Origin of the sequence: Microbacterium sp., assembly GCF_035556355.1 — a bacterium.
Lineage (GTDB): Bacteria > Actinomycetota > Actinomycetes > Actinomycetales > Microbacteriaceae > Microbacterium.
This window is the reverse complement of record NZ_DATMFG010000045.1, coordinates 100,359-111,525: the sequence shown is the minus strand read 5'-3', so window position 1 is coordinate 111,525 and position 11,167 is coordinate 100,359. Positions and strand designations below refer to the sequence as shown.

Annotated in this window: 9 protein-coding genes; 6 read left to right on the top strand and 3 right to left on the bottom strand. The window is 70.2% G+C overall.

Annotated features, from left to right (window positions below; all coding sequences use genetic code 11):
- Positions 1 to 155: 155 nt before the first annotated feature.
- On the bottom strand, positions 156 to 1,799 hold the full coding sequence (gene pgm / locus VNR19_RS13395) for a phosphoglucomutase (alpha-D-glucose-1,6-bisphosphate-dependent) (protein ID WP_325727539.1): 1,644 nt from the start codon (positions 1,797 to 1,799) through the stop codon (positions 156 to 158).
- A gap of 96 nt (positions 1,800 to 1,895) precedes the next feature.
- Entirely contained in the window at positions 1,896 to 2,924 is a 1,029-nt protein-coding gene (locus tag VNR19_RS13390; protein WP_325727537.1) for an Ltp family lipoprotein, read from the bottom strand.
- A gap of 294 nt (positions 2,925 to 3,218) precedes the next feature.
- On the opposite strand from VNR19_RS13390, the gene pheA reads away from it, so the two are divergent.
- The 4 genes from pheA to menC are packed head-to-tail and all read left to right on the top strand — an operon-like array spanning position 3,219 to position 6,844.
- Positions 3,219 to 4,178, top strand: a complete 960-nt coding sequence (pheA, locus tag VNR19_RS13385; protein WP_325727535.1) for a prephenate dehydratase — start codon at positions 3,219 to 3,221, stop codon at positions 4,176 to 4,178.
- A complete protein-coding gene (locus VNR19_RS13380) occupies positions 4,178 to 4,621 on the top strand; it encodes a pyridoxamine 5'-phosphate oxidase family protein (protein ID WP_325727533.1) in 444 nt (147 codons plus the stop codon). The genes pheA and VNR19_RS13380 overlap by 1 nt, the downstream gene beginning before the upstream one ends.
- Entirely contained in the window at positions 4,618 to 5,712 is a 1,095-nt protein-coding gene (locus VNR19_RS13375; RefSeq protein WP_325727531.1) for a M20 family metallopeptidase, read from the top strand. Before VNR19_RS13380 ends, VNR19_RS13375 begins: the two co-directional genes overlap by 4 nt.
- 22 nt (positions 5,713 to 5,734) lie before the next feature.
- Positions 5,735 to 6,844 (top strand): o-succinylbenzoate synthase, encoded by a 1,110-nt coding sequence (gene menC / locus VNR19_RS13370; protein WP_325727529.1) that lies wholly within the window; start codon positions 5,735 to 5,737, stop codon positions 6,842 to 6,844.
- A gap of 19 nt (positions 6,845 to 6,863) precedes the next feature.
- Here the strand turns inward: menC and VNR19_RS13365 are convergent, their stop codons facing one another.
- Complete coding sequence (locus tag VNR19_RS13365; protein WP_325727527.1) at positions 6,864 to 7,955, bottom strand: LLM class flavin-dependent oxidoreductase; 1,092 nt, start codon at positions 7,953 to 7,955, stop codon at positions 6,864 to 6,866.
- A gap of 201 nt (positions 7,956 to 8,156) precedes the next feature.
- On the opposite strand from VNR19_RS13365, the gene VNR19_RS13360 reads away from it, so the two are divergent.
- Complete coding sequence (locus VNR19_RS13360) at positions 8,157 to 9,164, top strand: LacI family DNA-binding transcriptional regulator (protein WP_325727525.1); 1,008 nt, start codon at positions 8,157 to 8,159, stop codon at positions 9,162 to 9,164.
- Between the two features lie 192 nt (positions 9,165 to 9,356).
- The gene (locus tag VNR19_RS13355; protein WP_414684180.1) at positions 9,357 to 11,150 is read left to right on the top strand and encodes a glycoside hydrolase family 13 protein; all 1,794 of its coding nucleotides are present in this window, start codon (positions 9,357 to 9,359) and stop codon (positions 11,148 to 11,150) included.
- The last annotated feature ends 17 nt before the right edge of the window (positions 11,151 to 11,167 follow it).

Sequence of the window (11,167 nt, the reverse complement as noted above, 5' to 3'; positions counted from 1 at the left end):
TTTGGCGCGGGGTGAGCGCCGCGTTAGCGTGAGACACGAGAACCTCCTGGTTCAGAGCGGATGCGGTAGCAGCTCCACTCTGCCGGGAGGTTCTCGTCACATCAGGGAAGCCAGATCAAACAACCTCCCTGGGCAGTACATCTAGAGAGAGACCGTCACACCCCGCCGAGGGCCTCCGACACGACCGCGCGCGCCTCCTCCTGCACCTGCGCGAGGTGCTCGGGGCCGCGCAGCGACTCGGCGTAGAGCTTGTACACGTCCTCGGTGCCGGAGGGGCGCGCGGCGAACCACGCGTCATCCGTCACGACCTTGAGTCCGCCGATCGCCGCGCCGTTGCCGGGCGCGTGAGACAGCTTCGCCGTGATGGGCTCGCCGGCGAGCTCGGTCGCGGTGACCGCCTCGGGCGAGAGCTTGGCGAGGGCCGCCTTCTGCGCCGGAGTGGCGGGCGCGTCGACGCGCTGGTACGCCGACGACCCGAACTGCGCCTCGAGCTCGGCGTACCGCTGCGACGGGGTCTTTCCCGTGACGGCGAGGATCTCGGACGCGAGCAGGCACAGGATGATCCCGTCCTTGTCGGTCGTCCACACCGAGCCGTCGCGCCGCAGGAACGACGCTCCCGCGGACTCCTCGCCGCCGAAGACGATCGACCCGTCGAGCAGCCCCGGCACGAACCACTTGAACCCGACCGGCACCTCGTACAGCCGGCGTCCGAGCGCGGCGACAACCCGGTCGATGATCATCGACGACACGAGGGTCTTGCCGATCGCGGCATCCGTGGGCCAGTCCGGCCGGTGCGTCATGAGGTAGTCGATCGCGACCGCGAGGTAGTGGTTGGGGTTCATGAGCCCCGCGTCGGGCGTCACAATGCCGTGCCGGTCGGCGTCGGCGTCGTTGCCCGTGAGCAGGTCGTAGTCGCCGCGTCTCGCGACGAGGGCCGCCATCGCGTACGGCGACGACGGGTCCATGCGGATCTTCTCGTCCCAGTCGAGCGTCATGAACTTCCATGTCGGGTCGACGTCGGGGTTCACGACGGTGAGGTCGATCCCGTACATCTCGGCGATGAGCGCCCAGTAATCGACGGATGCTCCGCCCAGCGGGTCCGCGCCGATGCGGATGCCCGACGCGCGGATCGCCTCCATGTCGATCACGTTCGCGAGGTCGCGCACGTACGCGTCGCGGAAGTCGTACTCGCCCAGCGCATCCGCGTCGATGTCGGCGAACCGCGTGCGGATGACGCCGTCGAGTCCCGCGGCGATCAGCTCGTTCGCGCGCTGCGCGATCCGGCTGGTCGCGTCGACGTCGGCCGGTCCGCCGTCCGGCGGGTTGTACTTGAAGCCGCCGTCCCGCGGCGGATTGTGGCTCGGTGTGACGACGATGCCGTCCGCGCGGCCCGGATCGTCGGCGGCGCGGCCCCGGTTGTGGGTGAGGATCGCGTGGCTCAGCGCCGGCGTCGGAACCCACGAGTCGCGCGCATCCACCCGCACGTCCACCCCGTTGCCGACGAGCACCTCGATCGCGCTGCGCTCGGCCGGAAGCGACAGTCCGTGCGTGTCGCGTCCGAGGAACAGCGGTCCGGTGATCCCCTGCGACCGCCGGTACTCGACGATCGCCTGCGTCGTGGCGAGGATGTGGTCCTCATTGAAGCTCGTCGTGAGGGCCGAACCGCGGTGACCGCTCGTGCCGAACGCGACGCGCTGGGCCGGGTTCGAGGCATCCGGTTTGCGGTCGTAGTACGCGGCGATGAGTTCGTCGACGTCGATGAGGTCGGATGCTTCCGCTGGCTGTCCTGCACGAGTCATGCGTTTAGTCTGCCGCGCGGTACGCGGTTCTGTCGCCGGGTTGCATCCGGGCGCGTGAATCGTCACACGCCCGGATGCCCCGTCATCGCGAGTCGATCAGTAGCCGACCGCGGCGAGAGCGAACTCGATCTGCTCGGGTGTGAACCCCTCGAAGGCCAGCTGCTCGTACAGGCCCTGCCGCGAGAACGCCGTGTAGTCGAGGTACGACTGCGCAGTCTCGGCGGCCTCGGCGTTCCAATCGGCATCGACGAAGTCGACCGCGAACGTTGCATCCTCGGTGGAATAGCCTTCGAATTCGAGCTGGCCGATCAGGCCCTGCCGCGAGAACCCGCTGTAGTCCAGATACGACTGCGCGTCCTTCACCGCGTTCTGCTGCGCGAGCGTGAGGACGGGCTTCGGCGCCTCGGCGGTGACCAGGATCTCGGTGCCGGGGTCGGCCTGGCGCCCCTCCGACAGAGTCTGCGTCAGGACGACCCAGTCGTCGCCGGTGCCGTCCGGCACAGCGAGCACGAATCCGGCGTCCTCGACCGCGGCACGGGCTTCCGCGACGGTCAGGCCGACGAGGCCCGGGACCGCCTCGCGGTCGTCCACCGGGGCCGGTTCTTCGACCACGGGCTCTTCGCGGGAGATCTGCGTCGTGTCGGTGGGCGACGACGCGGTGCCGAGACTCGCGGCGATGGCGCCGTTCACGGCGCTGATGACGATTCCGAGTGCGACGATCGCACCGGTCACGATCCACGCGACCTTCTTGTACCGGTCGTATCCGTCGAGCGGGCGTCCGTCCTTGTCGCGCGCCGCGCCGGCGAGGATCAGGATGAGGTCGATCAGCCACCAGATGCCGAATCCGCCGAACGTGATCAGCTTCAGGATGCCGGTGCCGACCTTCCCCAGGTAGAAGCGGTCGACGCCGAAGACCCCGAGGAAGTACGACAGCAGCCACGCGGCGATGAACTGCTTGCCGGGAACACCGGGCGCCGCGGGCGCTTGGTACGGCGGCGGTGACCCCGGCGCGGCGTACTGCGGTGCGGAGTACTGCGGTGCCGAGTACTGCGGTGCGGAGTACTGCGGCGTCGCGTCGGGGGCCGGCGCCGGCGCGGCCGGCGGGACCGGAGGAATGCTGTTCATGGACGTTCCTTCGTCGATGCGTCAATGGGGAAGGGATGGAGCGGGCGGATGCTCCCCAAGCGACTTCGCCCGCGCACGCGAACCCTCGCCGCATGCAGTGAAAGCGGTCGGGCGACTTCCATCGACGAGGTGACCCACAGGGTTCAGCCGAATCGTTCGCTCTCCGTCGTCCCGACCGCTGACTTCATGCTCGCCGCGCACGAGGGTCGCGGTTGGGACGAAAGGCCCGTCGCGTTGCAGCGTCGGCCCCGACGGCCGAGCGACGTGTCTTCGCCCCGGACTAGGCTGAACGCCGTGACCGACCAGCCCGAGGCTCCCCGTCGCCGCACGTACAGCTATCTCGGCCCGGCGGGCACCTTCACCGAAGCGGCGCTCGCACAGGTTCCCGAGGCGCGAGACCAGATCTGGCGGCCCGTGCGCAACGTGGGCGAAGCGCTCAACGACGTCATCGAGGGCACGTCCGACGCCGCGATGATCGCGATCGAGAACTCTGTGGACGGCGGCGTCTCGACGGCGCAGGACGCGCTCGCGACCGTTCCCGGCCTCCGGATCGTGGGGGAGTACCTGGTCCCCGTCGAGTTCGTCCTCGTCGGTCGCCCGGGCACCCGCCTCGAAGACGTGTCGCTCGTGGCGGCGCATCCGGTCGCCTACGCGCAATGCCTGCAGTGGCTCACCAAGACCCTGCCCGCGCACGCACACATCCCGGCGGCGAGCAACGTGGCCAGCGCCGTCGGCCTGATCGACGGGACGAGCGACGCGGATGCCGCGATCGCCCCACCCGGGATCCTCGAGCACCACGAGCTCGAGCTCCTCGCCGAGAACATCGGCGACAACCCGAACGCGGTGACCCGCTTCGTGCTCGTGGGGCGCACGGTTCCGCCGCCCCCGCCGACGGGAGCCGACAAGACATCGCTCATCGTGGAGCTGCCCGAAGACCGACCGGGCGCGCTGCTCGAGATGCTCGAACAGTTCGCGACGCGGGGCATCAACCTGTCGCTGCTGGCGTCCCGCCCCATCGGCGACGCCCTCGGCCGGTACCGCTTCGTGATCGATGCCGACGGGCACATCCAGGACGAGCGCATGGCCGACGCACTGCTCGGACTCCGGCGCTTTAGCCCGAAGGTGGTGTTCCTCGGGTCGTACCCGCGCGCGGACCGGGTGGTCGTCCACTATCCCGAACGATATTCCGACGACGTGTTCGTCGAGGCCCGCGACTGGCTGCGCGGGCTGCTCAGCGGAGAACCGGAGGTCTGATGCCGGCGAAGCTCGAACTCGATCCCACGAACGAGATCCACGCCCGCACGCTGGAGCGGCTCGAGACGGATGAGATCGGCTGGCTCGGCACCAACGGGCGCAACGGGTACCCGCACGCCGTGCCGGTCTGGTTCTTCTGGCACGAAGGCAAGATCCTCGTGTTCGTGCAGCCGCACTCGGTGAAGACGCGCAACATCCAGGCCGACCCGAAGGTGCTGTTCCACCTCGAGACCGACGGGGTCGGCGACGACGTGCACATCATCCAGGGCACGGCGGCGATCTCGCCCGAGTCGACGAGGGTGTGGCTCGACCGCCTCGGTGACGCGTACTGGGCGAAGTACCGGGCCGGCCTGGACCGCCTCGGGTGGAAGATCGACCGCATCAAGGACGAGTACTCGGTCGCGGTCGTCATCACGCCCGAGAAGTTCATCGGCTGGCTGTGAACCTCGACCTGCCGTCGATCGTCGACACGATCCGCGTACTCGTCCAGTGCGAGTCTCCGTCCGCCGACCACGCCGCCGTGGCGCGATCGGCCGATGTTGTCGCGGCACTCGGCGGACGGCTGCTGGGCGCGGCGCCTGAGCGCTTCGTGATCGACGGCGTGGCGCACCTGCGCTGGCGATTCGGCGACGAGACCCGCGTGCTGGTGCTCGCGCACCACGACACGGTGTGGCCGATCGGCACGATCGAGCGGATCCCGTTCGCGATCTCGGGCGACGTCATGACGGGTCCCGGATGCTTCGACATGAAGACCGGCCTCGCGATGGCCCTGCACGCCGTCGCGTCGCTCGACGACCGTGACGGCGTGACGCTGCTCGTGACCGGCGACGAGGAGGTGGGTTCGCCGAGCTCGCGTCGCCTCATCGAAGACGCCGCGCGCGGAGCGCGGGCCGCGCTCGTGCTCGAGGCCTCAGCCGACGGCGGCGCGCTCAAGCTCGAGCGCAAGGGCGTCTCGCTCTACGAAGTGGTCGTCGACGGGCTCGCCGCCCACGCGGGTCTCGAGCCCGAGAAGGGCGTGAACGCGACCGTCGAGCTCGCCCACCAGGTGCTCGCCATCTCGGCGCTTGCCGACCCCGCGCACGGAACCTCGGTGACGCCGACGGTCGCAGGCTCCGGCTCGACGACGAACACCGTGCCGGCACGTGCCTCCGTGTGGGTCGACGTGCGTGCGCGCACCGCGACCGAGCAGCAGCGCGTCGATGCGGCGATCCGGGCGCTCGCTCCGGTGACACCGGGGGCGGAGGTGTCCGTGCTGGGTGGTGTCAACCGGCCGCCGCTGGAGGCCGCGGCATCCGCCTCTCTGTTCGCTCGTGCGCAGGCGCTCGCCGCGGCACTCGGCCTCGACCCGCTCGTCGGCGTGGCGGTCGGCGGCGGAAGCGACGGCAACTTCACCGCCGGCATCGGCGTCCCGACCCTCGACGGCCTCGGTGCTGTCGGCGGGGGAGCGCACGCCGAGCACGAGCACGTCATCGTCAGCGGGATCGCTCCGCGCACGGCCCTCGTAGCCGCGCTCGTCGCGGAACTGGCATCGTGAGACCCGAAGGGGGAACCGCCCGATGAAGATCGAAGGCTTCGAGCTGCGGCGCGTCGCGATGCCGCTCGTGTCGCCGTTCCGCACGTCGTTCGGCACGCAGACCGCGCGCGACATCCTGCTGGTGAAGGCGGTGGCGGATGCGGCATCCGGCTGGGGCGAGTGTGTGACGCTTCCCGACCCGATCTACTCGCCCGAGTACACCGAGGGCGCCGTCGACGTCATGAAGCGGTTCCTCATCCCCGCGCTCGCGGCGGCGGGGGTGTCGGATGCCCCGTCGGTCGCCGAGGCGCTCAAGAAGTTCAAGAGCCACCGCATGGCGAAGGGCGCGCTCGAGATGGCGGTGCTCGACGCCGAGCTGCGCGCCGAAGGCCGCTCGTTCGCGCGCGAGCTCGGCTCGGTGCACGATCGCGTGCCGTGCGGGGTCTCGGTCGGGATCATGGACTCGATCCCGCAGCTGCTCGACGCCGTCGGCGGTTACCTCGACGCGGGGTATGTGCGCATCAAGCTCAAGATCGAGCCCGGGTGGGACATCGAGCCCGTCCGCGCCGTGCGCGAGCGCTTCGGCGACGACGTGCTGCTCCAGGTCGACGCGAACACCGCGTACACGCTGGGCGATGCGCGGCACCTCGCGAAGCTCGACGCGTTCGATCTGCTGCTCATCGAGCAGCCGCTCGAGGAGGAGGACCTGATCGGCCACGCCGACCTCGCCAAGGTCGTGAAGACCCCGATCTGCCTCGACGAGACGATCACCTCGGCGCAGACGGCGGCTGCGGCGATCCGCCTCGGCGCGACGCAGGTCATCAACATCAAGCCCGGCCGTGTCGGCGGGTACCTCGAAGCGCGCCGCATCCACGACCTCGCCGCGGCGCACGGCGTACCGGTGTGGTGCGGCGGCATGGTCGAGTCGGGCATCGGGCGCGCGGCGAACGTCGCGCTCGCGTCGCTGCCCGGTTTCACGCTCCCCGGTGACGTGTCGGCGAGCGACCGCTTCTATGCAACCGACGTCACGCCGCCGTTCGTCATGCACGACGGGCACCTCGGCGTCCCGCAGGGGCCGGGGCTGGGCGTGGAGCCGATTCCGGAGATCCTCGACGAGATCACGACCTCGGTGGAGTGGGTGCCCGCCGCCTGAAACGCGGCGGCCGGCGGGCTCAGCCGGCGAGGTCGAGCTCGGCCGCGAGCAGCTCGAGCGTCTGGGTGCGGCCGGGTGCGGCATCCGTCGGCTCCGCGTCGTACGACGCCGCGATCGGCGAGATCATGACCTCGTCGACGTCGTGCTGCTGCGCGAAGGACGACAGGGCGGATGCCACGTCAGCCCCCGTGCCGACGAACCACTTGGCGCGGGCGGAAGCCATGACGGACTGCGCGAGCCCGTCGAAGCTCTCGTTCGCCTTCGCCTGCTCGACCGTCTCGAGCGGCACGAGCGGCATGTTCGTGCGCAGGCGCGCCATCATGTGCAGCTGGGGGAGTGCGCGATCCTCCGCCTCTTCGGCGGTCGGCGCCGCGATGACGTTGGCGGTGAGGAACGTGCGGGGTTCGGGGTGCTGCTCGTTCGGCTGGAACTGCGACCGGTACAGGTCGAGGGCGCGCTCGAGACCCTCACCCGAGAAGTGGTTCGCGAACACGTACGGCAGCCCGTAGGCGGCGGCGAGCTGCGCGGAGTAATCGCTCGACCCCAGCAGCCACACCTCGGGGGCGCTCGTCGCGGCCGGCGTCGCGTGCACGCCGTACGTTCCGCCGGACGTGTGGTTCGACGGGCTCACCAGCCGGATCGACGCTCCCTCGCTCGACACGAGCGCGACGATGTCGGCGACGTTGTCGGGGAAGCGGTCGACATCGCTCGTCGTGCCGCTCTGCCGCAGCAGCTGTGTGATGACGGGGTCGCTGCCGGGCGCGCGGCCGATGCCGAGGTCGATGCGCCCCGGTGCGAGCGCCTCGAGCGCCGCGAACTGCTCGGCCACGACGAGCGGTGAGTGGTTCGGAAGCATGACGCCGCCCGACCCGACGCGGATGCGCTCGGTGCGCGCCGCGCCTGCCGCCGCCAGCACGGGGGGAGTCGTGGAGGCGACAGCAGGCATGTTGTGATGCTCGGCGAACCAGTAGCGGCGGTATCCGAGGCGATCGGCGGTCTGCACGAGATCGACGGATGCCGCGATCGCCTGCGCGCTCGTCTGCCCCGCGCGCACCGGCACGAGGTCGAGAACCGAAAGGGCGAGGCGGGGCGCAGGCGTGGAAGTGCTCATCTCCGAGAGCAACCCGCGGACGCATCCGCTCATTCCTGTTCCCACCTGTTCCCATCTTTCGCGAGTGCACGACTTCGCGCCCGATGCACGACGTAGCCACGTCGCCATGCGGTGCACTCGACGCCACGTCGTGCACTCGCGGCCTGGGGAGCCCTTGCAGGGGCTTGCGCTGAGACGCAAGTTCTTGCGTACACTGAGCGCATGTCGAAGCGTCTCGCCGAAGTGGCGCGCAAGGTGGGGGTCAGCGAAGCGACCGTCAGTCGCGTGCTCAACGACAAGCCCGGGGTGTCGGATGCCACGCGCCAGGCCGTGCTCACGGCCCTCGACGTGCTCGGCTACGAGCGCCCGACGAAGCTGCGCGGCGGACGCGCGCGCCTCGTGGGTCTCGTGCTTCCCGAGCTGCAGAACCCGATCTTCCCCGCGCTTGCCGAGATCATCGGCGGCGGCCTGACGCAGAACGGCTACACGCCTCTGCTGTGCACGCAGAACGCGGGCGGCATCACCGAGTCCGACTACGTGGACCTGCTCTTGCAGCAGCAGGTGTCGGGCGTGGTCTTCCTGGGCGGCAACTACAGCCAGGCGGATGCCCCGCACGCCCACTACGAGCGGCTGCGCCAGGTGAACCTGCCGACGGTGCTCGTGAACGCGCGCATCGACTCGCTCGACTTCGCGACGGTGTCGACGGATGACGGCGCCGCGGCGGAGCAGGCGATCCAGCATCTGCACCAGCTCGGGCACCGGCGCATCGGTCTGCTGCTCGGCCCGCCGGATCACATCCCGTCCCAGCGCAAGCTCGCCGCGGCGCGACCCCTGCTCGAGAAGCTCGGCTCGCCGCTCGGCGAGGAGCTCATCGTGCACGGCCTGTACTCGCTCGAGTCGGGTCAGGCCGGCGCTTCGCGCCTGTTCGCGTCGGGCGCGACCGCGATCGTGTGTGCGAGCGATCCGCTGGCGCTGGGCGCCGTGCGCGCGGCCCGTCGCGCGGGTCTGCGCGTTCCGGAGGACGTGAGCGTCGTCGGGTTCGACGACTCCGCACTCATGAGCTGCACCGAGCCGCCGCTCACGACCGTGCGTCAGCCGATCGAGTCCATGGGCCGCACCGTCATCGAACTCCTCCTGTCGCAGGTCGCCGGCACGACCGAGGCCGGCGATGAGCTGCTCTTCGAACCCGAGCTCGTGCTGCGCGGTTCGACGGGCCCCGTCCCCGAGTAACCGCCGGCCGTTCCGCCGCCCGGTCGCTGCGCTCGCTCAGCGTCCGGGAAGGAGCCTGCGCGCGCGTCGCTCCGCCCTGCGAGCGCGCTCCCCGATCCGACAGCGATCATAATCTTGCAAAGATTCATCACAGTCTTGCGTGTGCGAAGCGGACACACTACCGTCATCTCTACCGAACTTACGTTGATTCCGATGACGAGGAGCTCAGTGGACAGCGACGTCCTGACCCGCGCGAGCGAGGCAGCTGAAACCCGTGGCGCTCTCACGCCCAGCACCGATGATCCGCAGTGGTGGCGGTCCGCCGTCATCTACCAGGTGTACGTGCGCAGCTTCGCCGACGGGAACGGCGACGGCACGGGCGACCTCGCGGGCGTACGGCAGAGACTCGGCTACCTCAAGAAGCTCGGCGTCGACGCGCTGTGGTTCAACCCGTGGTACCCGAGCCCGATGGCCGACGGCGGGTACGACGTGCAGGACTACCACGACATCGATCCCCGGTTCGGAACTCTCGCCGAGGCGGAGGCGCTCATCCAGGAGGCGCTGGCGCTCGGCATCCGCACGATCATCGACATCGTCCCGAATCACGTGTCCGACCAGCATCCGTGGTTCCAGGCCGCGCTCGCGGCAGGTCCTGGCAGCCCCGAGCGCGAGCGGTTCTGGTTCCACCCGGGCAAGGGCCCGAACGGCGACGAGATGCCGACGCGGTGGGTGTCGAACTTCCAGGGCGAGACGTGGACGCGCACGACGAACCCCGACGGCACGCCGGGGGAGTGGTACCTGCACCTGTTCACGCCCCAGCAGCCTGACCTGAACTGGAACCACCCCGACGTGCGGCGCGAGCACGAGGACATCCTGCGGTTCTGGTTCGACCGGGGTGTCGCGGGCGTGCGCATCGACTCGGCGGCACTGCTGATCAAGGATCCCGATCTGCCCGAGGTCGGCGAGAAGCAGGGCCCAGGCTCGCACCCCACCGAGGACCGCGACGAGCTTCATGACGTCTACCGCTCGTGGCGCGCCATCGCCGACTCGTACCCCGGTACGCGTGTGCTCGTGGGCGAGATCTGGCTGCCCGACATCGTGCGGTTCACGAACTACCTGCGTCCCGACGAGATGCACACCGCGTTCAACTTCGACTTCCTCGCGCGGCCGTGGGGCGCGGAGTCGTTCCGCGAGTCCATCGACGCGACCCTCGCGGCGCACGCCCCGGTCGGCGCACCGAGCACGTGGGTGCTCAGCAACCACGACGTCACGCGCCCCGTCACGCGGTACGGCCGCGAGGACACCGCGTTCGCCTTCCTCAAGAAGCGCTTCGGCGTGCCCACCGACCCCGAGCTCGGCCTGCACCGCGCCCGCGCCGCGGCGCTCCTCGTCGCGGCTCTGCCGGGCAGCCTCTACATCTACCAGGGCGACGAGCTCGGCCTGCCCGAGGTGGAGGACCTGCCGATCGAGCTGATCCAGGATCCGATGCACCATCGGTCCGGCGGCGTCGATCCGGGACGGGACGGATGCCGCGTGCCGCTGCCCTGGTCGGGCGAGCGCCCGCCGTTCGGATTCAGCCCCGACGGAGTCCAGACGTGGCTGCCGCAGCCCGAATCGTGGCGGGCGCTCACGGTCGAGGCGCAGGAGGCGGACCCCGCATCGACCCTCAACCTCTATCGCGAGGCGCTGCGCGTGCGCCGTGACCTCGATCCCGACGTGCCGCTCGAGTGGTGGCACGACGCCGTTCCCGCCGGCACGCCCGGCGCCGACGACGTCCTGGCCTTCCGACGCGGCGACTTCGCGTGCGTCGTGAACACCGGCGGGAGCCCCGTGCCGCTGCCCGTCGGCGCGGAGCTCCTGCTCGCAAGCGGCCCGCTCGACGGCGGGCGACTGGCGGGCAACTCCACAGCGTGGCTGCGTGTCTCCGACGAGACGACGGATGCCGGCGCATCCGACGCGGCGACGGGCACCACACCGCACATCCCGGAGGATGCCGCGGCAGCGTGACGCGGCATCCGCCCACC

Bases quoted from the DNA above. Each gene is read 5' to 3' on its own strand.
- pgm (WP_325727539.1), bottom strand. From the start codon at position 1,799: ATGACTCGTGCAGGACAGCCAGCGGAAGCATCCGACCTCATCGACGTC.
- VNR19_RS13390 (WP_325727537.1), bottom strand. From the start codon at position 2,924: ATGAACAGCATTCCTCCGGTCCCGCCGGCCGCGCCGGCGCCGGCCCCC.
- VNR19_RS13380 (WP_325727533.1), top strand. From the start codon at position 4,178: ATGCCGGCGAAGCTCGAACTCGATCCCACGAACGAGATCCACGCCCGC.
- menC (WP_325727529.1), top strand. From the start codon at position 5,735: ATGAAGATCGAAGGCTTCGAGCTGCGGCGCGTCGCGATGCCGCTCGTG.
- VNR19_RS13365 (WP_325727527.1), bottom strand. From the start codon at position 7,955: ATGAGCACTTCCACGCCTGCGCCCCGCCTCGCCCTTTCGGTTCTCGAC.
- VNR19_RS13360 (WP_325727525.1), top strand. From the start codon at position 8,157: ATGTCGAAGCGTCTCGCCGAAGTGGCGCGCAAGGTGGGGGTCAGCGAA.
- VNR19_RS13355 (WP_414684180.1), top strand. From the start codon at position 9,357: ATGACGAGGAGCTCAGTGGACAGCGACGTCCTGACCCGCGCGAGCGAG.